This window comes from Burkholderia pyrrocinia (assembly GCF_001028665.1).
Taxonomy (GTDB): domain Bacteria; phylum Pseudomonadota; class Gammaproteobacteria; order Burkholderiales; family Burkholderiaceae; genus Burkholderia; species Burkholderia pyrrocinia.
The window spans coordinates 342,490-363,895 of sequence record NZ_CP011504.1 but is presented as its reverse complement, the minus strand read 5'-3'; the positions used below and the strand labels follow the sequence as shown (position 1 = coordinate 363,895).

19 protein-coding genes are annotated in these 21,406 nt (G+C 66.2%); 5 read left to right on the top strand and 14 right to left on the bottom strand.

From position 1 onward, the window contains the following. Positions 1-43: 43 nt before the first annotated feature. From ABD05_RS17925 to ABD05_RS17905, 5 genes are all read right to left on the bottom strand, one after another. Positions 44-1,486, bottom strand: a complete 1,443-nt coding sequence (locus ABD05_RS17925; protein WP_047901511.1) for an efflux transporter outer membrane subunit — start codon at positions 1,484-1,486, stop codon at positions 44-46. Positions 1,487-1,496: 10 nt separating this feature from the next. Beyond that, positions 1,497-3,071 carry a DHA2 family efflux MFS transporter permease subunit gene (locus ABD05_RS17920; protein WP_047901510.1) on the bottom strand — a complete coding sequence of 525 codons (1,575 nt, stop codon included), beginning with the start codon at positions 3,069-3,071 and terminating at the stop codon, positions 1,497-1,499. Between the two features lie 13 nt (positions 3,072-3,084). Further along, entirely contained in the window at positions 3,085-4,179 is a 1,095-nt protein-coding gene (locus tag ABD05_RS17915; RefSeq protein WP_047901509.1) for an HlyD family secretion protein, read from the bottom strand. 64 nt (positions 4,180-4,243) lie between these two features. Next, positions 4,244-4,675 carry a MarR family winged helix-turn-helix transcriptional regulator gene (locus ABD05_RS17910; protein ID WP_047901508.1) on the bottom strand — a complete coding sequence of 144 codons (432 nt, stop codon included), beginning with the start codon at positions 4,673-4,675 and terminating at the stop codon, positions 4,244-4,246. A gap of 107 nt (positions 4,676-4,782) precedes the next feature. Next, a complete protein-coding gene (locus ABD05_RS17905; RefSeq protein WP_047901507.1) occupies positions 4,783-5,703 on the bottom strand; it encodes a LysR family transcriptional regulator in 921 nt (306 codons plus the stop codon). 112 nt (positions 5,704-5,815) lie between these two features. Here ABD05_RS17905 and ABD05_RS17900 point away from each other — a divergent pair, with 112 nt between their 5' ends. The 3 genes from ABD05_RS17900 to ABD05_RS17890 all read left to right on the top strand — a co-directional run bounded on the left by ABD05_RS17900 (position 5,816) and on the right by ABD05_RS17890 (position 8,158). Continuing rightward, a complete protein-coding gene (locus ABD05_RS17900) occupies positions 5,816-6,244 on the top strand; it encodes a MarR family winged helix-turn-helix transcriptional regulator (RefSeq protein WP_047901506.1) in 429 nt (142 codons plus the stop codon). A gap of 224 nt (positions 6,245-6,468) precedes the next feature. Continuing rightward, positions 6,469-7,716, top strand: coding sequence for an aconitase X (locus ABD05_RS17895; protein ID WP_047901505.1), 1,248 nt, complete (start codon positions 6,469-6,471; stop codon positions 7,714-7,716). After that, the gene (locus tag ABD05_RS17890; protein ID WP_047901504.1) at positions 7,709-8,158 is read left to right on the top strand and encodes an aconitase X swivel domain-containing protein; all 450 of its coding nucleotides are present in this window, start codon (positions 7,709-7,711) and stop codon (positions 8,156-8,158) included. Before ABD05_RS17895 ends, ABD05_RS17890 begins: the two co-directional genes overlap by 8 nt. Before the next feature lie 24 nt (positions 8,159-8,182). Here ABD05_RS17890 and ABD05_RS17885 read toward each other — a convergent pair whose 3' ends face one another. Next, a complete protein-coding gene (locus tag ABD05_RS17885) occupies positions 8,183-9,265 on the bottom strand; it encodes an AraC family transcriptional regulator (protein ID WP_047901503.1) in 1,083 nt (360 codons plus the stop codon). A 75-nt stretch (positions 9,266-9,340) separates the two neighbouring features. Between ABD05_RS17885 and ABD05_RS17880 the strand changes: the two genes are divergently transcribed. After that, positions 9,341-11,374 (top strand): NADPH-dependent 2,4-dienoyl-CoA reductase, encoded by a 2,034-nt coding sequence (locus tag ABD05_RS17880; protein ID WP_047901502.1) that lies wholly within the window; start codon positions 9,341-9,343, stop codon positions 11,372-11,374. A gap of 113 nt (positions 11,375-11,487) precedes the next feature. On the opposite strand, the gene ABD05_RS17875 is transcribed toward ABD05_RS17880, so the two are convergent. The 3 genes from ABD05_RS17875 to ABD05_RS17865 all read right to left on the bottom strand — a co-directional run bounded on the left by ABD05_RS17875 (position 11,488) and on the right by ABD05_RS17865 (position 14,168). Beyond that, positions 11,488-11,898, bottom strand: coding sequence for a DUF2471 family protein (locus ABD05_RS17875; protein ID WP_034185087.1), 411 nt, complete (start codon positions 11,896-11,898; stop codon positions 11,488-11,490). Positions 11,899-12,118: 220 nt separating this feature from the next. Further along, positions 12,119-13,012: a LysR family transcriptional regulator gene (locus tag ABD05_RS17870; protein WP_047901501.1), complete on the bottom strand. Its 894-nt coding sequence runs from the start codon at positions 13,010-13,012 to the stop codon at positions 12,119-12,121. 103 nt (positions 13,013-13,115) lie between these two features. After that, positions 13,116-14,168, bottom strand: a complete 1,053-nt coding sequence (locus tag ABD05_RS17865) for an RNA-guided endonuclease InsQ/TnpB family protein (RefSeq protein ID WP_047901500.1) — start codon at positions 14,166-14,168, stop codon at positions 13,116-13,118. Between the two features lie 92 nt (positions 14,169-14,260). Between ABD05_RS17865 and ABD05_RS17860 the strand changes: the two genes are divergently transcribed. Then, the gene (locus tag ABD05_RS17860) at positions 14,261-15,046 is read left to right on the top strand and encodes an NAD(P)H-dependent oxidoreductase (RefSeq protein ID WP_047901499.1); all 786 of its coding nucleotides are present in this window, start codon (positions 14,261-14,263) and stop codon (positions 15,044-15,046) included. Between the two features lie 10 nt (positions 15,047-15,056). Here ABD05_RS17860 and tssE read toward each other — a convergent pair whose 3' ends face one another. The 5 genes from tssE to ABD05_RS17835 form a co-directional block, all read right to left on the bottom strand. After that, entirely contained in the window at positions 15,057-15,479 is a 423-nt protein-coding gene (gene tssE / locus ABD05_RS17855) for a type VI secretion system baseplate subunit TssE (protein WP_047903624.1), read from the bottom strand. Beyond that, positions 15,476-18,190, bottom strand: a complete 2,715-nt coding sequence (gene tssH / locus ABD05_RS17850; protein WP_047901498.1) for a type VI secretion system ATPase TssH — start codon at positions 18,188-18,190, stop codon at positions 15,476-15,478. The genes tssE and tssH overlap by 4 nt, the downstream gene beginning before the upstream one ends. A gap of 139 nt (positions 18,191-18,329) precedes the next feature. Beyond that, positions 18,330-18,815, bottom strand: a complete 486-nt coding sequence (locus ABD05_RS17845; protein ID WP_006479553.1) for an Hcp family type VI secretion system effector — start codon at positions 18,813-18,815, stop codon at positions 18,330-18,332. 94 nt (positions 18,816-18,909) lie between these two features. Further along, positions 18,910-20,673 carry an OmpA family protein gene (locus tag ABD05_RS17840; protein WP_053059950.1) on the bottom strand — a complete coding sequence of 588 codons (1,764 nt, stop codon included), beginning with the start codon at positions 20,671-20,673 and terminating at the stop codon, positions 18,910-18,912. Beyond that, on the bottom strand, positions 20,670-21,344 hold the full coding sequence (locus ABD05_RS17835) for a DotU family type IV/VI secretion system protein (RefSeq protein WP_082146143.1): 675 nt from the start codon (positions 21,342-21,344) through the stop codon (positions 20,670-20,672). Before ABD05_RS17835 ends, ABD05_RS17840 begins: the two co-directional genes overlap by 4 nt. Positions 21,345-21,406: the final 62 nt, after the last annotated feature.

Genomic DNA, 21,406 nt, shown 5'->3' with positions numbered 1-21,406 from the left:
GCAGGCCGCCGACGGGACGCTGCATTCGTATCAGGCACCGGCTTCAATTCTTCGCCACAGCCTCTGTCTCCGCCTCCGTCCCACCCGCCGCCTCGTTCCTGCTCCACCCACCCCCAAGCGACCGATAAAGCGCGACCGCTGCCAGCGCATGCTCGCGCTTGACCTGATTGAGCGAATCCGAATCCCGCAGATAAACCTCCTGCGCCGACAGCACATCCAGAAAATCCGTCGCGCCGCCCTTATAGAGCTGATTCGCCAACCCAAGCGCCTTGTCCGACGCAGAAAGCGCGCTATCGAGCTTCCGCGTCGCTTCATCGGAACTGACAAGATTCGCACGCGCATCCTCGACTTCCCTCAACGCCTGCAGCATCGTCTGCCTTAACCCGAGTTCCGACTCGCGCATCCGGCTTTCGCTCTGCGAGATATCGGCGGTAATACGCCCCGCATTGAAGATCGGACTCGTCGCACTCAACGCTGCACTAAACAGGTTGTCGGTCAACGTAGGCAACCCGAGATACGACGCCGCCAGAATCCCGTCCGCCAAATTCAGCGAAAACTTCGGATACCGCTCGGCCTTCGCAACACCCACTTGAGCCGCACGCCGTTCAACCTGCGCATAAGCAGTCAACACATCGGGCCGCCGCAACAAAGCCTGCGAAGGCAACGTCCCCGGCGCGCCAACCGGCGGCGCAGGAATCTCACCCGCTTGCGCCAACACGAGCCGATCGACCGATTCCGGCGTCCGCCCCGAATACACGGCAATCAGATTGAGCTGATGCGAAATCTGCGCCTGCGTCGGCGGAATCCGCGCTTCGAGCGCATCGAGCTGGTTTTGCGCGCGCGTGACGTCGAGTTCCGTCGACAACCCGAACGCCTGCCGCTTGCGCGTGAGTTCGAGCGCGTGCTGACGAATCTTCGCGTTGTCCTGCAGGATCTTCAGTTCCTGCTGCGCCCAGCGCAGATCGACATACGCGGATGCCGCATCGGCCGCGAGCGCGAGCCGCATTGCATCTTCCGCATGCTTCTGCCCGACGAGCTCGGCTTGCGCGGCGAGCAGATCGAGCCGTTCGCCGCCGAACACATCGGGCGACCAGCTCAGCGCGAGCCCCACGCCGGCCTGTCGCACATAACCGAGCGGCGGCGGCGTGTTCTGCCGCGCGTCGGCCGCGTGCGCGGTCGCGTCGAGTTCGGGCAGCAGCGCCGCGCGCTTCTGGACGGTCAGCGCCTGCGCCTGCTTCACGCGTTCGGCGGCGGCCTGCAGATCGAGGTTGCCGTCGAGCACGGTCGCGATCAGCCGGTCGAGCACGGGATCGTGGAATTGTGCCCACCATGCGGCGGCGTCGATGTCCGCGCGCGGCACGTCGGTATCCCATGCGGTGGGCGCGAGCGTCTGAACGGATTCGTGCAGCGCCGGATGCTGCGCGGGCTGCACCGCACACCCTGCGGCGAACACGCTGACGGCAACGGCGACGAGTAGCTTTTTCATGATGAGGATCTCAGTGCGCGTCCGGCGGCGGCGCGTTCAAAGTAATGGGTTTGGAAAACACGACCGCAAGCAGCGCGACGACGAAGCACAGCGACAGCGCGTAGTACGCATCCGCATAGGTGAGCGTCAGCGCTTCGCGATAAATCAGCCGATGCAGGTTCGCGAGCCCGGCCTGCGCGGTATTCAGCGTATTGCCCGCAACAGCCGTCCAGTACGCGGCCTGATGGTCGAGCAGCGACGCGATCTGCGGCTCGCCGGCGCTCACATGCTCGTTCAGGCGCAGGTAGTGGAAGTTCAGCCGGTCGTTGAGCATCGTCGCGCTCACCGCGATGCCGATCGCACCGCCGAGATTGCGCATCAGGTTGAACAAGCCGCTCGCCGATTTCAGCCGCGACTGCGGCAGCGAGCCGAGCGCCATCGTCACGATCGGCGGCACGCTGAACTGCTGGCCGATCCCGCGCAGCGCCTGCGGCAGCAGCAGTTCCCGCCAGCCCCAGTCGTGCGTGATCGGCGTGTACAGGTAGCAGCCGAGGCCGAAGCAGATCAGCCCGAACACGAGCAGCGCACGCATGCTGAAGTAGCGTGCGGCAAACGCATACACGCCAAGCGCGAGCAACTGGAACGCGCCGACCGACAGCAGCGCGATGCCGATCTGCAGCGAGCTGAACGCGCGCACCTGCGCAAGAAACAGCGGCGTCAGGAACACGGTCACGAAGATCCCGATGCCGGTCACGAACGACAGCAGGCTGCCGATCCCGAAGTTGCGCACGGCGAGCGCGCGCAGGTCGACGATCGGATCTTCCGCGGTCAGCGCATGCACGATGAACAGGAAGCCGCAGATGCCGGAGATCCATGCGCAGATGACGATCACATCGTCGCCGAACCAGTTCTTGCGCGGGCCTTCTTCCAGCACGTATTCGAGGCAGCCGAGGAAGCCCGACATCAGCACGATGCCGAGATAGTCGCCGCGCTTGATGAGGCTGAGGTCGGGTTCGTCGATATGCACGTAGCGCGGCACGAGCGCGGCCACGGCGATACCCGGCACGAGGTTCAGGTAGAACAGCCAGTGCCACGACCATTGGTCGGTGATCCAGCCGCCGATCACGGGGCCGATCGCCGGCGCGAGCGACGCGAGCGCGCCGATGGTCGTCGACGCGATCAGCCGCTGCTTGCCGGGGAACAGCACGAACGCGGTGGTGAACACGGTCGGGATCATCGCGGCGCCGAGCGCACCCTGCAGCCCGCGAAACAGGATCATCGAGTTGATGTCCCACGCGAGCCCGCACAGCATGCTCGTGATCGTGAAGCCGACGGCCGACGCGACGAACAGCCAGCGCGTCGACATCACCTTCGACAGCCAGCCCGACATCGGGATCACGATGATCTCGGCGATCAGGTAGGCCGTCTGCACCCACGACAGCTCGTCCTGGCTCGCGGACAAGCCGCCGCCGATGTCGCGCAGCGACGACGCGACGATCTGGATGTCGAGCGTCGCCATGAAGAAGCCGACGCACATCAGCGCGAACGCGAACACGCGCTGCTTGGTCGGTTGCGACGCGGGGTCGCCGGAAAACGCGGTGGTCATGGTCGGCTCCCGCTCAGTTCGCGTGGTCGGTATGCACGGTCACGACCGCGGACAGGCCGGGGCGCAGCACGTGCTCGAGGCCCGGCTGCGGATCGAGATGCACGCGCACGGGCACGCGCTGGACGATCTTCGTGAAGTTGCCGGTCGCGTTCTCGGGCGGCAGCACGCTGAAGGTCGCGCCGGTCGCGGGCGCGACGCTGTCGACGCGGCCATGCAGGCGCGTGCTCGACGCATCGAGCGACACGTCGACGCGATCGCCCGCGCGCATCTTGCGCAGCTGGTCTTCCTTGAAGTTCGCGTCGATCCACAGCCCGGAAGCCGGCACGATCGTCAGCAGCGGCACGCCGACGTTCGCGAGCATCCCGACACGGCCCGTGCGGTTGCCGACGTAACCGTCGACCGGCGAGCGGATCGTCGTGTATTCGACGTTGAGCGCCGCAACGCGCTGCGCGGCGAGCGCGGTGTTCACGCGGGCCCGCGCATCGGCGAGCTGCGCGCCGAGCACGTCGAGTTGCCGCTTCGACGCGAGCAGCGCGGCGTCGCTGCGTTCGACGGCGGCACCGGCCTTCGAATAATCGGCGTCCGCGCGCTCGACGATCTGGTTCGACACGGCGTCGGATTTCACGAGCTCGCGATAGCGCACGCGGTCCGATGCGGCGCGCGTCAGTTCGGCCGACGATGCGCTCTTGTCTGCCGCTTGCTGGCCGATCACCGCGTATTGCAACTGCTGCTTCGCTTCGAGTTCGGCCACGGAGGAGCGTGCACTGTCGACTTCGGCGCTGGCCTGCGCGAGCTTCGCATCGAAGTCGCGCGCATCGAGCTGCACGAGCACGTCGCCGGCCTTCACGCGCTGGTTGTCGGTCACGAGAATCCGGTCGACGAAGCCGTTGACCTTCGGCGCGAGCACCGTCACGTCGCCGCCGACATAGGCATCGTCGGTGCTCTCCTGGAAGCGCAGCACGAACAGCCAGTCGAGCACGGCAGCTGCCACCACGACGACGACGGCGATCACCGCGATGCGCATCCACGGCACGCGGCGCCGCTGCTTCGCGGGCCGGTCGATTGTGACTGCCTCGCGGGAGGCAGTGACTTCCTGGGTCGTTTCCATCGATTCACCTATGTATATGCACTTATCAAAACGATCGACGACGTCGCGTCGATCGGGGAAGGGGTTAGCGCTCCGGCAGGTTGTGCGTGATCCGGAACAATTCGTCTCTCAGGCGGGCCGCCTGGGTCGGCCCGAACCGTCGCTCGAACGCTTCCTGCGCGGCGAGCCAGTGCACGTGCGCGTCGGCGACCTTCGTTTCGCCGTGCGCGGTCAGCGCGAACGTCTGGCCGCGGCACGGCGGCTCGATCCGGCCCGTCACCAGCGCCGCGCCGACGAGCGGCTTGAGCGCGCGCAGCAGCGCGGTGCGCTCGATCACCAGCACGGCCGACAGCGTCGCCATCGTCAGGCCCGGCCGCTCGCGCAGCAGCGCGAGAATGCTGTACTGCGACGGCGTGACGCCCGCCCGCGACAGGTAACGCTCGTAGAACTGCGAGATCCGGCGAGCGGCTTGCCGGACCGCGAAGCAATCGTCATCGGTTAGCGTGGTCTTGTGCATGTGCACATGTTAGGGCGCGGGGCGCCACGAAGCGATGGGCGGAGCGGGATCAGATTGGTGTCGTGGCTGTACCAATCGGCGTCAGGCCGACGCGTTCGCGCGCCGGATCAGGCCGCGGCCGGAACGATCCGGCCCACGCGGTCGCAATAGTCGGCCGTGTAGTCGATGAACGCCTTCACCTTCGCGGGCAGCAGCGCGCGGTTCGCGTACGCGAGCTTGATCTCGACGAACGCGTCGACGAGATCGGCGCCCTCCAGCAACTGCACGAGTGCGCCCGACGCGAGTTCGGCCTCGACGAGCGTTCTCGGCACGACGCCGATGCCGAAGTCGTGCATCACCATTTCGCGGTTGAAGACGGGGCTGTTCGACGAGATGTCGAAGCGGTACGGCACGGTCAGCGTGTCGCCGTCGACGCGGAACGACAGCGCGGGCCGGCGCAGCGACGGCGATATCGGCACGAACGGATGATCGGCGAGGTCGGCGGGCGTTTCGGGGCGCGAATGCGCGCTCAGATACGCGGGCGTCGCGACGATCACGACCGGAATGCGCTCGACCAGCCGCACGACGGTCGTCTCGCTCGTCAGCATGTACGGCACGACGATGCCGATGTCGTAGCCTTCGCCGACGAGATCGACTGGGCGCTCGGTCAACGTGACGTCGAGGCGCACCTTCGGATGCGCGCTCTTGAAGCCGGCGATCAGCGGCACGAGCCGGTTCAGCGCGGCCGTCGTGTGCGCGACGAGGCGCAGCAGGCCCTCGGGTTCGCGCGTCTGCGTCTGGGCTTCCACTTCGAGCGCGTCGAGCTCGTCGAGCACGGCCGCGCAGCGCTCGTAGATGCGCTCGGCGGTTTCGGTCAGCGACACCTGGCGCGTGGTCCGGTGCAGCAGCCGGCTGCCGAAGCGCGCTTCCAGGTCCGCGACCGCACGCGACACGACGGGCCGCGCGAGGCCGTGCATGTCGGCGGCGCGCGTGAAGCTGCGCATCTCGACCACCGACCGGAAGATCCGCAGCTTGTCGATGTAGTCCATGTCCGTCTCCTTGACGCGATGGCGGGGCGCCGGGCCTACCCATCCGGCCACCGGCCTCGTTACGGCGGAGTGTACATTGACTTTATGCATATGCACATATAAATTGCGGAACATGAACGACATCCCGATTGCCCTAACGTGCAACTGCCTCGCGCTGCGTCAGGCGGCGCGCTTCGTCACGCAACTGTACGAACGCCATCTGGCCCCGGTCGGCGTCACGCCCGCGCAGTTCTCGATCATGGCGAACCTGACGCATCGGCCCGGCCTGCTGATGAGCGAACTTGCCGACACGCTCGTGATGGATCGCACGACGCTGCTGCGCGCGCTGAAGCCGTTGCAGCGCGACGGTTTTGTCGCGACGGCCGCGTCCGAGCACGATGCGCGCGCGCATGCGCTGAGCCTCACGAAGCTCGGCGAGCGCACGTTCGCGCAGGCGAAGGTCGCGTGGCAGGCCGCGCAGGACGAATTCGAGACGCAGTTCGGCGAGGGGCGCGCGAAGGCGCTGCGCGATGAACTGTTCAGCCTTACCGCGGAACGCTAGGCGGGCAGCAGGTGGCTCGCGCGTTGCGACGAACTGGAGCGGAATTCGATCCATCGGACGCTTCGGCAGCGTTCGAAGCGCGGACGCATGGCATCTGCGACCGAGAATTGGTTTTTAAACTGTCCGGATGGATGGTTATCTGGACAGATTTTATTTCCAGTTGTAGAGTCCTCTGACGGATTTCACGGGCCGGCGCCGCCGGCACGAGTCATGAGGAGCAACCGATGCTGCAGTTGAGTGACCGCGACGACGCGATGTTGCGCGGGGATTTCGGCGACGGCGTCGCGCGCGCGATGCGGATCGTCGTGCGCACGGCGGAAGTGATGGCCGCGCCGCACCTGATCGACATCACGTCCGCGCATATCGACGGCTGTCTTTATCACGGCCAGACGAGCCTCGACTTCGTCGAGTATTTCGTCGACACGGGCGCGAAGGTCGCGGTGCCGACCACGTTGAACGTCGGGTCGCTCGACCTGATCCATCCCGAGCTGTATCACGGCGACCGCACGATCCAGCGCGATGCGCAGCGCCTGATGGACGCGCATCTGCAGCTCGGTTGCGAATCGAGCTTCACGTGCGCGCCGTATCAGTTGAAGAGCCGTCCCGCGAAAGGCGAGCAGATCGCGTGGGCCGAATCGAATGCGATCGTGTTCGCGAACTCGGTGCTCGGCGCGCGCACGAGCCGGTACGGCGATTTTCTCGATCTGGCCGCCGCGATCACCGGGCGCGCGCCGTATGCGGGGTTGCATGTCGAAGCGAACCGCGCCGCGCGGATCGTGTTCGACGCGCCGGATTTCAGCGGCCTTCCGTCGCGCGATATCTATTTCGCCGCGCTCGGTTTGCTGATCGGCAGGATCGCGGGCGCGATCGTGCCGGCGATCGTCGGGCTGCCGGCGGATACCACCGAAGACGAACTCAAGGCGCTCGGCGCGGCGGCCGCATCGAGCGGGGCCGTCGCGCTGTTCCATGCGGTCGGTGTGACGCCCGAGGCGCCGACGCTCGACGCCGCATTGCACGGGCGCGCGGCGCAACGCACGGTCGACGTCGCGATGGCCGACCTCGACGAGATTCGCCGCACGCTGAACCACGGCGCGGCCGGCGACGCACTCGTCGCGGTGGCGCTCGGCACGCCGCACTTCTCGCTGGCCGAATTTCGCACGCTCGATACGTTGCTCGACGCGTTCGACGGCAAGCCGGCCTGCGATTTCTACGTGAACACGAGCCGCTTCATTTTGTGGGAACTGGGCGAAGCCGGCCTCGCGGACAAGTTCGCCGCGCGCGGCATCCAGATCGTCGTCGATACCTGCACGTACATCACGCCGGTGATGAAGCAACTGTCGGGGCTGGTGATGACCAACTCGGGGAAATGGGCGTCGTATGCGCCCGCGAACATCGGCGTCACGGTCGCGTACGGCAGCATGCGCGAATGCGTGCGGTCGGCGTACGAAGGAAAGGTGCGATTCGATGACTGACGCGACGGGCAAAGTACTGACGGGCGACACGCTCGTGCCGGGCAGCGCGTGCGCGAGCGCGTTCGTGCTCGACAAGCCGCTCAGCTTCTGGGGCGGCTACGATTCGGGCGCGGGCAGGATCGTCGATCGAGGGCATCCGCAGGCCGGCGCGAGTCTCGCCGGCAAGGTGATGGTGATGCCGCACGCGAAGGGCTCGAGTTCGAGCAGCAGCGTGCTCGCGGAAGCCGTGCGCAACGGCACGGGGCCCGTCGGGATCGTGCTGAAGGAGCGCGACCTGATCATCTCGATCGGCGCGATCGTGGCCGCCGAGCTGTATGCGATCGCGGTGCCGGTGGTGTGCGTGACCGATGACGTGTATGACGCGATCGTCGCCGCAACGGGCGACGTGCGGATCGACGCGCGTGACGGGGACGGCGGCGCGCGGATCTACGTCGGCGGCTGACGCGTCGCGCGCCAACCAGCCGATTTACTCGTGTGACGGGCCGCCGGCCGCTTCCCGATACGCACTCGGCGTCTGCCCGGCCCAGCGCCGGAACGCGCGCGTGAAATTCGCCGGGTCGGTAAATTGCAGCCGCTCGGCGATCGTCTTCAGGTCGAGATCCGACGCGGCGAGCAACTGCTTCGCGTCGCGAAACCGCGCTTCGTCGAGCAATTGCCGATAGCTCGACCCGGCTTCCTCCAGCCGGCGCCGCAGCGTGCGCGTCGACACGAGCAGCGCGTCGGCGAGCGTATCCGGCCCGGGGTAATCGCCAGCCGTTCGAGCCAGCTCCGCGCGCACGCGCTCGACCAGATCGCCTTCCTCCTGCCGCACCTGCGCATACTCGCGCTCGACCTGCACGAGCGCCTGCCGGTGCGCGACTTCGTCGGCGAGCGGCAAAGGCCAGTCGAGCACGTCGCGCGCGATCCACAGCGCGTTCGCCGCGCAGCCGAATTCGACCGGCGGCAACTGGTCGCGATAGCGTGCGAAATACGCGGGCTCCGGCCACATGAATTGCAGCGCGATCGGCGGCAACGCGCGCCCGGCCCATTGCGAGATGTTCTGCGCGAGCCCGGTCAGCACGAACTCGAACATCACATGATGCTGCAGCACGGGGCTGGCCTGCACGCCGTGCAGCTCGAGCGTCGCGCCGCGTTCGTCCTCCGTATAGGTCAGCCGATATTGGCGGTTGCGCATCCGGAAGTAGCGTTGCGTGACGGACAGCGCTTCGCGGATGTCCCGCGCGGTCAGCGTCGCGTAACCGAGAAAGCCGTGCACGGTCGGCTTCAGCAGCAGCCCGAACGCGAGCCCGATGCCCGGATCGCCGCCGATCTCGATCGCATTGAGCACGAGCCGCCCCCATTGCGACGGCGCGACGCGCGCGTCGGGTTCGGCCAGCACCGCGTCGCGCAGGCCCGTGCCGGCACGCACGGCGGCCAGGTCGACGCCGCGCGCGGCCAGCGCCTGCAGCAGCAGGCGCGGATAGGCGACCGGAATCGTCGGCCGGCGCAGCCCGAGGCGGTCCTTGGCGAGTGGGGAAGTCATGTCATTTTGGCCGGAAATGACAAGCATTATGGCTGTTTGCCCCCTCACGTTCAAGGCGGCGCGCGCCTACGATGGCAGGCATCGCTTACTGGCAGGATCATCATGACGACCCCCTTTCCCCACCTGCTCGCGCCGCTCGATCTGGGCTTCACGACGCTGAAGAACCGCGTGTTGATGGGCTCGATGCACACGGGCCTCGAGGACAGCCGCAAGACGCTGCCGCGGCTCGCCGAATATTTCGCCGAACGCGCACGCGGCGGCGTCGGCCTGATCGTGACGGGCGGCTTCGCGCCGAACGTGGCCGGCTGGACCAAGCCGTTCGGCGGCACGCTGATGACGTCGGCCGCCGCGCGGCGGCATCGCGAGATCACCGGCGCAGTGCATGCCGAGGACGGCAAGATCGCGCTGCAGATCCTGCATACGGGCCGCTACGGCTATCACCCGTTCGCGGTCGCGCCGTCGAAGATCAAGTCGCCGATCTCGCCGTTCGCGCCGCACGAACTGAGCGCGGGCGGCGTAGAGCGGCAGATTCGCGCGTTCGTCCGCTGCGCGAAGCTCGCACGCGAAGCCGGCTACGACGGCGTCGAGATCATGGGCTCCGAGGGCTACCTGATCAACCAGTTCATCTCGATGCATACGAACAAGCGCACCGATCAGTGGGGCGGTTCGTACGAGAACCGCATCCGCTTGCCGATCGAGATCATCGAGCGCACGCGCGAAGCGGTCGGCCGCGATTTCATCCTGATCTACCGGCTGTCGATGCTCGACCTGATTCCGGACGGCAGCGACTGGAGCGAAACGGTGCAGCTCGCGAAGGCCGTCGAGCGCGCGGGTGCGACGATCATCAATACGGGGATCGGCTGGCACGAGGCCCGCGTGCCGACGATCGCGACGTCGGTGCCGCGCGGCGCGTTCGCGTGGGTGACGAAGAAGATGAAGGGCGAGGTCGGCATTCCGCTCGTGACGACCAACCGGATCAACCGGCCGGAAGTGGCCGAGCAGATCCTCGCGGACGGCTGCGCGGACATGGTGTCGATGGCGCGCCCGCTGCTCGCGGATGCCGAGTTCGTCGTCAAGGCCGCGCAGGGCCGCGCCGACGAGATCAACACCTGCATCGGCTGCAACCAGGTGTGTCTCGATCACGCGTTCAAGAACAAGATTGCGTCGTGCCTGCTGAATCCGCGCGCGTGCCACGAGACGGAACTGAAATACACGCCCGCACAGCAGCCGAAGCGCATCGCGGTGGTCGGCGCGGGGCCGGCCGGGCTCGCATGCTCGACCGTGCTCGCGCAGCGCGGCCATCAGGTCGACCTGTTCGACGGCGCAGCCGAGATCGGCGGCCAGTTCAACATGGCGAAGCAGGTTCCGGGCAAGGAAGAGTTTCATGAGGCGCTGCGCTACTTCGGCCGCCAGGTCGAACTGACTGGCGTGAACCTGCACCTGAACCGCCGCGTCGACGCGAGCGACCTGATCGCCGGCGGCTACGACGAGATCGTGCTCGCAACGGGCGTCGCGCCGCGCGACCCGAAGATTCCGGGGCAGGACGGGCCGAACGTGCTCAGCTATATCGACGTGCTTGCGGGCAAGCAGCCGGTCGGCCGGCGTGTCGCGGTGGTCGGTGCGGGCGGGATCGGCTTCGATGTCGCGGAGTATCTGGTGCAGGACGGCGAGTCGCCGGCGCTCGATCTGGAAGAGTGGAAGGCCGAGTGGGGTGTGACCGACCCGGCCGCGACGCGCGGTGGCGTGACGCGTGCGCAGGTTGCGGCGCCGGCGCGTGAAGTGACGCTGCTGCAGCGCAAGGCCGCGCCGCTCGGCAAGGGGCTCGGCAAGACGACCGGCTGGATTCACCGCGCGACGCTGAAGATGAAGCAGGTGAAGATGATCGGCGGCGTGAACTACGAGCTGATCGATGCGCGCGGGCTGCACGTGTCGTACGGCGAGCAGCGCACCGATCACGAGCTGATCGAAGCCGACACGATCGTGCTCTGCACGGGGCAGGAGCCGCAGCGCGGATTGCTCGCGCCGCTGCAGGCTGCAGGGCACTCGGTGCACCTGATCGGCGGCGCGGAACTGGCCGCCGAACTCGATGCGAAGCGCGCGATCGATCAGGGCGCGCGCTTGGCAGCGCGGCTCTGATTGCTCGATTGCTCGATGGCGCGGCTGCGCGTGGCAGCGATGGCATGCGCTGTCCCAGGATTCGGCGTTTGCGCCGGCGCGGCCTGACCGGAAGGCCGCGCCGGCCGTCGGGGTCATTCCATCTCGACGCGCTGTGCCTCTGTCTCTTCCGCTTCGAGCATCGCCTTGACGATCAGATAGACGGCCGGTAGATCGTCGTCGTCGCGCTTCCAGTCGACGGCTTCCTCGATGTCTGCCGCGACCATTCGGCTGTCGCGCAGCCGGATGAATGCATCGACGACGGTCGGATCGTTGCGGTTCAGGAAACCGGCGTTCGAGAACGCAAGCTCCTCGACATTCAACAGCGCCTGCCAGCTCATTGTGCGGACCGCGGCCGGATGGCTGCGCCGCCGCAGGCCGAGCGCCCGCTGCGCGGGGGCGCCGACGACGCGTTGAAGATCGACGACCGCCTGCCGCGCGGCGCGCTCGAAGTGGATCGGGTTGAAACCGGGTTGCTCGGGATCGAATGCGGATGACTGGAACATGGTCGCCTCACAAAAATCCGTCCGTCGATGGGTGACGGAATTCGGGTCAAATGGTGCAAAAGCACTGTAAATATATACAGTGTTCGAGGCGGTTTCAAGTCCCGAATGAAGAATCTTGCAGCAGGGCCGGGCGGCCCTGGCGAAGGCGACCGAAACCGGCAATCGGGCGCCGCCCGGCACGCCGTTCCCCGCCGTGCCGATTCCGGCCGCCGTCGTTGGCTTATACCGATGCCGCAATCGTCTCCCGCAGCCACCGATGCGCCGGATCGCGATGCACGCGCTCATGCCACAGCATCGACATTTCATAGCCGGGCACCTCGACCGGCGCTTCCACGACGCGCAGCGCAGGCACGTCGCGCACCAGCCGCTCGGGCAGCATCGCGACGAGATCGGTGCTGGCGACGGCCGACATCACGAACAGGAAATGCGGCACGGACAGCACGACGCGCCGCGTGGCGCCAACTTTCGCGAGCGCTTCATCCGTCACGCCGAAGAAGCCGCCGCCATCGGGCGACACGATCACGTGTTCGAGCGTGCCGAACTGCGCGAGCGTCGGGCGCCGCTTCAGCTTCGGATGTCCGGCGCGGCCGATGAGCACGTATCGCTCGACGAACAGCGGCAGGCGCCGCATGCCGGCCGGCGAACCCTCGGTCGTATGGAATGCGAGATCGATGCCGTTCCGCTCCGCATCCTGCTCGATGCGCGGTGGCACGAGCTCGACGACGGCCAGCCGTGTACCGGGCGCGGCCGAGCGCAGCGTGTTCAGCGCGGGCAGCAGGATCGTCGATTCGCCGTAGTCGGTCGCGGCCACGCGCCACGTGTTCGTCGCGGTCGCGGGATCGAACGGCGTGGCCGGAACCACCGCGCGTTCGACGGCTTCGAGCGCGTCCCGCAACGGTTCGCGCAGCGCTTCCGCGCGCGCGGTCGGCCGCATCCCGCGCGGCCCCGGCAGCAGCAGTGGATCGCCGAACTGGTCGCGCAGTTTCTGCAACTGCACGCTGACCGACGGCTGCGACATGTTCAGCTTCTCGGCCGCGCGCGTGACGTTGTGCTCGGCGAGCAGCACGTCCAGCGTGACGAGCAGGTTCAGGTCGAGTCGCCTGAGATTATTCATGGCTATACCTGGAATATCAGGAATTCATTTCAAATATACCTTTGGAGGCGGCATCCTGCAGTCATTCAATCAACGGAGTGACGAACTTGACGTCCTCTTCCGCCTAAAGGCGGAGGATTCCCACACCTGGCGATGCACGTCCGCATCGGAGAATGTTCAGCGCAGCGTTGATATCACGATCATGCACGACACCACATCCACTGCAGGCCCATTCTCTTACTCGCAGTCCCGCGATACCTTTCGGCCGCGTCGTGCTGTCTTTCGATCCGCACGACGAACAGGACTGGGTCGAACGGCTTTCGTCCACTTCCTCGAACGTGGCTCCGTGCGCGATCGCTTTGTAACGGAGTTTGTCCCGGAAAGACGACCAGGATGCGTCGTAGACGCTCTTCGCCATCCTGGTTCTAGCGAGTTTTGCGGCCGACACGTTGCCGACCGCGATGTAATCGAACCGCCGCACCAGATCGAGCGCGAGCTTATGCTGGAAATCAGCACGGGCATTCGCGACCTTTGCGTGCAGCTTCGCGATATGCCGCTTGTGCTTTCGCGCCCGTTGCGCTTTCGCCAGCTTCTCCGCCGCTCGTCGATCGAACTGGTCATTGGGCAGCTTCTCGCCGGTCGAAAGTGTGGCGAAGTCTTTCAGGCCGAGATCGATGCCCACACCGGAACGGACCGGGCGGGCCGGAACATCCGGCATTTCGATCACGATGTTGAGAAACCAGTTGCCGCGTGCATCCTGCGCAAAGTTGGTCCCGTCCTTGATCTTGCCTTCGGGAAGCGGTCGGCTGTTGAACACGCGAAACGTGTTGCCGGCGAAACGGAACGCGTCACCCTCGCGCTTCAGGTCACGGCCCTTCAGCGGCACCCAGCCCAGCGATTTCCTGCCGCGATAGCGCAGGTAGGGCCGACGGTGCTGACTGCGCGACTTCGCATATTGCTCGCACGTCGCGTTGACCGTGCCGGAGTGGATGCCGAGTTCCTTGCTGCTGCCGGTAGTCAGCCTGTTCAGATCGAACCCAGTCGGCCACTTCTTGCTCCACTTGAGCGCGTGCTTCTGGGTGTCGTTGCAGAAGTTCCAGACGTAGTTCACCGCACGGCTCTGCTTGTTGAGCAGTCCGTTGAGCGACTTCACCCGGTAGCGGTAGACAAGAATCATGCAGGTGATCCTAACCCGTGGAAGAAGCTGCTTGTCAACAGCACGCCTTTCCTTCCCGCCATCAATGGCGGGGTTTCTCGGAGCAAATTCTGATGAATGTGCTGATCGTGTATGCCCATCCGGAACCGCGTTCGCTGAACGGCGCGCTGCGCGACTTCGCGGTCGCGCATCTCGAAGCGGCCGGCCGCACGGTGCAGGTGAGCGACCTGTATGCGATGAACTGGAAGGCCGCATTCGACGCGAACGACGTGACCGATCGCGCGCCCGATGCGCGTTTCGATCCGTCGCTCGATTCGAAGCACGCGTTCGCGACGGGCACGCAAAGCGAAGACATCGCGCGCGAGCAGGACAAGCTGAAGTGGGCCGATGCGGTGATCCTGCAGTTTCCGCTGTGGTGGTTCTCGATGCCGGCGATCATGAAGGGCTGGGTCGAGCGCGTGTACGCGTACGGCTTTGCTTATGGCGTCGGCGAGCATTCGGACACGCGCTGGGGCAACCGCTACGGCGAAGGTTCGCTTGCCGGCAAGCGGGCGATGGTGATCGTCACGGCAGGCGGGTGGGAATCGCACTACAGCCCGCGCGGCATCAACGGGCCGATCGACGACGTGCTGTTCCCGATCCAGCACGGGATTCTGTATTACCCGGGTTTCGACGTGCTGCCGCCGTTCGTGATCTACCGGACGGGGAAGATGAACGACGCGCGCTTCGAGGAAACGCGCGCTGCGCTCGGCAGGCGTCTGGACGATTTGTGGACCGCGCAGCCGATTCCGTTCCGGCGGCAGAACGCTGGCGATTACGAGATTCCGGCGTTGACGCTGAAGTCAGGCATTGCGCCGGAGAAGGCGGGGTTTGCGGCGCATCTCGCACACGAGCACTGATCGCGCGCGATCATGACCGATCGATGCGTCGTTCGACGCGCAGGCGGCCCGGCGGCTCGAAGTAGGTGCCGAAACGCACGAGCCCGGCGTTCTTCAGGTGGCACGTCATCTCGAAGCTGACGAGGATGCCGGGATCGCGATTGTCGACGATCCCGACGTCGATCGAGCGAATGCGCGGCTCGTATTTCAGCAGCGTCGCTTCCATCTGCTGCTTGAGCAAGTGCGCGGATGCGGGGAGCGCCTTGTAGATGTTCGTGAGATCGGGTAGCCCGTAGTCGGGCAGGTGCTTGAGCGCACCGGCCCGCGTATTGAGAATGCGGCGTACGTTCTGCTGCACGCTCAGGCATTCGAGCGTCCGGTCGTCGTAGGCGCCGATCGGTTCGCCGCCGATCTGGCCGAGCAGCATGTCGTAGAGCGAGGGGCCGGCGGTCATCGGTCGTTCCATCGTGTAGTGCCGGTATCGCTGGCCGTCGGCGCGTCGATGAAGTCGATGGTCAACGATCCTTCGGCGGTGGCCGACAACAGGATTTGCCGTGGCGCAGTGCCGGATGCCATCCGTCCGAGCAGTTCGCGGGACACGACCGGCAGCACGCGCTGGTTCAGGAACGCGTCGACGCTGCGCGCGCCGGATTCGCGAGACACGCAGTGCTGCGCGATCGATTCGATCAGATTGTCCGCGCACGTCAGGGTCACCGCGTGTTGCCGATGGAGGCGCTCGGCGATCTTGTCCAGCTTGATCCGCACGATCGACGCGAGGGCCGCCGCGTCGAGCGGCCGATAGACGAGTGTCTGAAAGCGTGCGAGCAGTGCAGGCTGGAAATGAGCGACCAGTTGAGGATGAACGGCTTCGCGCAGCGCTTCGTGCGTGATCGCCGGTTCCTCGGCCGTTGCATCGTCGATTTGCGCGCTGCCGAGATTGGACGTCATCACGATCACGCAATTGCGGAAATCGATCTCGCGTCCCTCGCCGTCGCGCATCGTGCCGCGGTCGAACACCTGATAGAAAATGTCGAGCACGTCGCGATGCGCTTTCTCCACTTCGTCCAGCAGCACGACGCTGTACGGACGCTGACGCACGGCTTCGGTCAGGACACCGCCGCGTCCGTAACCGACGTAGCCGGGCGGCGAGCCCTTGAGCTGCGATACCGTATGTGCTTCCTGGTACTCGGACAGGTTGATCGTCGTCAGCGCGGCTTCGCCGCCGAACAGCAGGTCGGCGAGCGCCAGCGCGGTTTCGGTCTTGCCGACGCCGGACGGCCCGGTGAGCAGGAATACGCCGAGCGGTGCGTGCTCGTTCTTCAGGCCGGCCTTGGCGGTGCGCAGGCTCTCCGCCAGCGCGCCGATCGCATCGTCCTGCGCAACCACGCGCGCAGCGAGCGTCGCTTCGAGCGCGAGCAGGCTTCGCAGTTCGTCGTCGACGAGATTGCCGACCGGCACACCGGTCCATTCAGCGACAACGCGCGCAATGGATTGCGCGTCAACGTCGGCGGCGATCATCGGCGACTTGCCCTGAACGGTCGACAGCGCATCGATGGCATTGGAAATGGCCACCGGATCGGGCGCGGAGCCGACTGCGCCGCGAAGGGTGCGCAAGATGTCGACGATTTCGCGTTCTCGCGTGTACTGGCTGAGCAGCATGTCGGCAGTGTCGCGCACGGCGTCGTGTTCCGTGTCGATCGTGGTGCGCCGCTCGGCGATGTCACCGATCCCGGCACGGAAATCCGCATCGAGCGCGGCGCGTTCCAGCTCGAGTGCCGTCAGTGTCGCGCGTGCCTGCTGCAGCTCCACCGGCGGCACGTCGAGCGCCATGCGCACGCGCGCGGCCGCCGTGTCGATCAGATCGACGGCCTTGTCCGGTAGCTGCCGGGCCGGAATGTAGCGGCGCGACAGCCGCACGGCCGCGACGATCGCCTCGTCGCGAATGTGGACGTCGTGATGTTTCGCATAGCGGCTTGCGAGCCCGCGCAGCATCAGGCAGGCCGTGTCGTCGTCGGGCTCGTCGACCTTGATGACCTGGAAGCGCCGTTCGAGCGCGGCATCGCGTTCGAAATATTCCTTGTACTCGGCCCACGTGGTTGCCGCGATCGTGCGCAACTCGCCGCGCGCCAGCGCCGGCTTGAGCAGGTTGGCGGCGTCGGCGCCACCCGCCGCGTTGCCCGCGCCGATCAGCGTATGTGCTTCGTCGATGAACAGCAGGATGGGTGTCGTCGATGTCCGCACCTCGTCGATCACGTTCTTCAGCCGTTGCTCGAATTCGCCTTTCACGCCTGCGCCGGCCTGCAGCAAGCCGAGGTCGAGCGTCAGGATGCGCGTGTCGCGGATCGTTTCCGGAACGCTGCCTTCGATCACGCGCAACGCGAGCCCTTCGACCAGCGCGGTCTTGCCGACGCCCGGCTCGCCGACCAGGATCGGGTTGTTCTTGCGGCGGCGCGCCAGCACGTCGATCATCTGCCGGATCTCCCGGTCGCGGCCGAAGACGGGATCGATCTCGCCACGGCGGGCCTTTTCGGTCAGGTCGAGCGCAAAGCGCGCGAGGGCGTTGTCGTCGGTGGCGCGAGACGGTGCCTGCCGATCGTGACGATCGATGGAGATTTCCGTCTCTGCATTGCCGGGTTGATCGACGGTTGGCGACGCGTTCGGCTGCAACGTCATTTCATCGGACGCGTTCTCGGATGAACGTCGCCCGATCCGGGGCAGCACGCGCCGAATCTGCGCGCTTGAAACCGACAACAGCGGCCACGCACGTTGCGTGCGCAAGACGTGCGGCGCGTCGACGATCGCCTGCAGCAGGTGGCCCGAGCGAATGGTGCCGTCGGAATCGTCCGACACCGCATGCGTCCACGCATCCTCGATCACCGTGGCGAGCTGCCGTGATAGTGCCGGCATGCCGCGCAACGTGCGTGGCATGCGGTCGATCACGTCGATCAACGCATCCCACACCGCATCGATATCGAGATCGTAGTGGCGCAGGATCGCCGGAATGTCGCCGTCATCCGCTTCGATCAGTTTGAGCACCCAGTGCTCGACCGCGATTTCGTCCGCGAGCCGGGTCTGGCACAGGCTCGCTGCGGCTTCGAGCGCGCGTGTGCAATGGGGATTGAGGCGGCGAATGAGATGGGAGGCGTCCCGGAGAGGCGGCGTCATGTCGATAGCGGATCAGGAAGGGAGGAGGGTGTGCATCGGGCGATGCCAATGCGAACCGAGGGGTGCGACTGCGAATGGGCGACCGGCGAAGCGGAACCCGGCGCGCGGGCGTGCCGGATTCCGCCGGTCGGTCAGCGCATCAGGAACGTTCGTTCCACGTGTCCTTGTGGATAATGTTGCCGTCCTTGTACGACCACGTGATCGTCTCGTAGCGCAGTTCGACGTCTTCGAGATGGTTGTGTTTCTCGTAGTCGGGGTTCTTGATGTCGAGCATCTTCGGCTTCACGGCAACGATCTTCACGTTGTCGAGCTTCGTGTTGAAGTACTCCTTCTCCTTGCCCGCGTCGTCGATCTTGTACCACTTGATCTCGACCGACTTCAGCGTCTGGCCGCTCGTCACGGCCTTGTACAGATAGGGCGTCGACGCGTCCGTCTCTTTCGTCAGCGTGATCGGCTTGTGCACGCGCGTGCCGGTGAGCTTGCCCGTGTTGCCGTCGGTCGGAATGTGCACGCCGTGATCGAACGCGACCAGTTCGACGCTGCCTTCGCGATCCTGGACGGTCACCGAACCCTTGATGTCCGCACCGCCGTCGTCCTTGAGCCACATGTAGGCCGGAATTGCCATTTGTTCACTCCTTCTTCTTCGTACTGCGAATCGCCGGAACCGGAGCCCGGCGCTGACAAACCCGGGGCGGATGCCCCGGGAACCAAAACGCGTGTTACATCGCGGTGCGGATCGAAGCGGACGGCGCCGGCATATCGGGCACCAGCGTGATTTCGACCCGACGATTCTTCGCCCGTCCTTCGGGTGTCGCGTTGTCCGCTACCGGTCGCGTATCGCCATAGCCCTGAATCGCGAATTGCGTCGTCGGCAAGCCCGATGCATCGACGAGCCAGTCGCGCACGGCGGTCGCGCGGTCGATCGACAGCTTCAGGTTGCGGTCGGGGCGGCCCTGGTCGTCCGCATAACCGGCGACAAGTACGCGCTTGCCGGGATGCGCCTTGATCAGTTCGAGCGCATCGACCATCGCGCGCGTGGTGCCCGGCTTCAGCTGTGCTTTGCCGCTGTCGAACAGCGACATGCTGTCCAGCGTGACGACGGCGGGCGGCGGCGCGGGCGGTTCGTAGGAGGCGATCGCGTCGTTGAGCATCGGCAGCAGTCGAGCGCCGCGATATGTGCCGAACGACAGTCGGAGCGGAACGCCGATGCGCGCATACCGGTCGAGTTGGTCGCGGTCCGACGAAAGGGATTCGAGCGCGTCGCGCTTCGCGGCGTCTTGCGCAGCGGGGAGGCGGTTGTAGCGCTCGACGTGTTCGCCGATTCGGGTCATCAGCGTTTCGTTGTTTTTCGCGGCGCCGCAGACGGCGACTGTTGCCGCGCAAGCAACGATCGCGACGACATGCGCGACCGCGGTGAAGCGCGGTGATCGCCACGACCGGCGCGGCATCGCATCGATCAGCGGCTGCGGCAGCGGCCATGGGGAAGGCGATGCAGATAGCGCGGCCGGCGCGATACCGATGCACGATCGGACTTCACGTTCCCATGGCTTGCCGGGGCCCGTCGCCGGGCCATGGTCGATCCAGCCGGCGCCGAACAACGGCCAGGGCGACGCAGGCTGGCGTCGGTCCGTCAGCGTGTCGAACACGGTGCGGCGAGTCCATCCGATCATTGATCCGATGCCGGCGGCGCGTGCCGCGACTGCGTGGCTTCCGTCGGCATGGAGGGCATCGGATTCGGCTGCGTCGATCGCGGAGTCGAAACGGTGCATATCCGCGATCGGCGAGCCTGCCGATACGCCATACCACTGGGGCGCCTGCCCCGCTGAAACGGCTGAATCGGAGAGCCGCTGATAGATCGCGACGTAGCCCGGCAGCGACGCACCAAGCAGGCGCGACGTGTCTGCAACCGCCTGCCGGATGACGCGCAGCGTTTGCGACAACACATCGTCGTTCGCATGAAGTCCCGGCGCGACCGACAACACGACGCAATCGGGCGCATGACCGTCCCGCCACTGGCGGACGGCGACGGCAAGACGGGGAAGATCCTGGGGGCGATCGGCCCGTAACCAGATGGCGCCGTCGCCGACGTGGACGAAACGCGACCGGGTTGCGTCGCGATCGAACAGGGCGGGCAGGCCGTCCCCGGTGACGAGGGCGAGCGGCATCCTGGTGCGCAGCGCGACGGGCAGGTCGGCGGTCGCCGCGCCGAGTTGCCCAAGCACGTGCACGTTCCGTTCGCGAGCATGCGTCAACCTGCGCGAATGCAACCAGACGATCAGCGCCGAAAGCGCGACGACGATCGCAATCAATCCCCACATGACGCCGCGGTCGACGGGCAAAACCCATCCGATGACGGCAAGCGCCAATGCGGCCGATATCGTCACGACGGTGCGCAGCGGGTAGCCGAGGCCCGACAGGGCCGCGCGGGCGGCATCGGAGTCGGCGCGTGTTGCCGCCGGCGGGAGAGCGGTATCGGAAGTCACGGCCGCTTCGCTTTCTGGACGAGTTGTGCCAGTTCCGCGTCGAGGATGCGATCCCACGCGAACCACACGCATATCGCGATCACGCATGCCGTTCCCGCAATCGCCCACGGCGACAGGCGCCTGAGCCGGTCGATCAGTCGCGCGTTCGAGCGGTCGGTGACGAACCCCGGCTGCGCGGCCGGTCGCAACTGATCGATCCGTGCGACCAGCGCAGCGATCACGGCCTGACGTTTCGCTTCGCCGTCGTGGGCTTCCGCCGACAGGCCCGAACGGGCAGCGTAACGGCCGCGGAACCCGAGGCCGAGCACGGCCGCATAGCATTCGAGCAGGTCGACGTTCGGCGCGGGTTCGCGCATCCGGTGATCGAGGCGCTCGTAGATGCGCGTTCCCGCGTCGTGGGTGCCGAAGCGCTCGACCTGCAGCGGTCGGGACTCCCAGTTCCCCTTGTCCGACGCGGAAAGGTAACGCAATGCCGCTTCATCGATCAGCCCGCACTGAGCGAGGACGGCGTCGTCCCGGATATCGGCGGCGATTCCTTGCGCATCGAGTGCCGTCGCGAACTGCGCGATGAGCCTGATGCACTGCTGACGCAGGTTCTCGTGGCTGTCGATCTGCCCACCGTTCGACAGGTGGGTAACGAGCAGCGCGGTATCGCGCAGCAGCGCCCGCATCGAAGGCCGGGGCGAGCGGCCGGACGATGGCTCCCGCGCCAGCAGCGCGGATTCGTGACGAG

Bases quoted from the DNA above. Each gene is read 5' to 3' on its own strand.
- ABD05_RS17925 (WP_047901511.1), bottom strand. From the start codon at position 1,486: ATGAAAAAGCTACTCGTCGCCGTTGCCGTCAGCGTGTTCGCCGCAGGG.
- ABD05_RS17920 (WP_047901510.1), bottom strand. From the start codon at position 3,071: ATGACCACCGCGTTTTCCGGCGACCCCGCGTCGCAACCGACCAAGCAG.
- ABD05_RS17915 (WP_047901509.1), bottom strand. From the start codon at position 4,179: ATGGAAACGACCCAGGAAGTCACTGCCTCCCGCGAGGCAGTCACAATC.
- ABD05_RS17910 (WP_047901508.1), bottom strand. From the start codon at position 4,675: ATGCACAAGACCACGCTAACCGATGACGATTGCTTCGCGGTCCGGCAA.
- ABD05_RS17905 (WP_047901507.1), bottom strand. From the start codon at position 5,703: ATGGACTACATCGACAAGCTGCGGATCTTCCGGTCGGTGGTCGAGATG.
- ABD05_RS17900 (WP_047901506.1), top strand. From the start codon at position 5,816: ATGAACGACATCCCGATTGCCCTAACGTGCAACTGCCTCGCGCTGCGT.
- ABD05_RS17895 (WP_047901505.1), top strand. From the start codon at position 6,469: ATGCTGCAGTTGAGTGACCGCGACGACGCGATGTTGCGCGGGGATTTC.
- ABD05_RS17890 (WP_047901504.1), top strand. From the start codon at position 7,709: ATGACTGACGCGACGGGCAAAGTACTGACGGGCGACACGCTCGTGCCG.
- ABD05_RS17885 (WP_047901503.1), bottom strand. From the start codon at position 9,265: ATGCTTGTCATTTCCGGCCAAAATGACATGACTTCCCCACTCGCCAAG.
- ABD05_RS17880 (WP_047901502.1), top strand. From the start codon at position 9,341: ATGACGACCCCCTTTCCCCACCTGCTCGCGCCGCTCGATCTGGGCTTC.
- ABD05_RS17875 (WP_034185087.1), bottom strand. From the start codon at position 11,898: ATGTTCCAGTCATCCGCATTCGATCCCGAGCAACCCGGTTTCAACCCG.
- ABD05_RS17870 (WP_047901501.1), bottom strand. From the start codon at position 13,012: ATGAATAATCTCAGGCGACTCGACCTGAACCTGCTCGTCACGCTGGAC.
- ABD05_RS17865 (WP_047901500.1), bottom strand. From the start codon at position 14,168: ATGATTCTTGTCTACCGCTACCGGGTGAAGTCGCTCAACGGACTGCTC.
- ABD05_RS17860 (WP_047901499.1), top strand. From the start codon at position 14,261: ATGAATGTGCTGATCGTGTATGCCCATCCGGAACCGCGTTCGCTGAAC.
- tssE (WP_047903624.1), bottom strand. From the start codon at position 15,479: ATGACCGCCGGCCCCTCGCTCTACGACATGCTGCTCGGCCAGATCGGC.
- tssH (WP_047901498.1), bottom strand. From the start codon at position 18,190: ATGACGCCGCCTCTCCGGGACGCCTCCCATCTCATTCGCCGCCTCAAT.
- ABD05_RS17845 (WP_006479553.1), bottom strand. From the start codon at position 18,815: ATGGCAATTCCGGCCTACATGTGGCTCAAGGACGACGGCGGTGCGGAC.
- ABD05_RS17835 (WP_082146143.1), bottom strand. From the start codon at position 21,344: ATGCGGGCGCTGCTGCGCGATACCGCGCTGCTCGTTACCCACCTGTCG.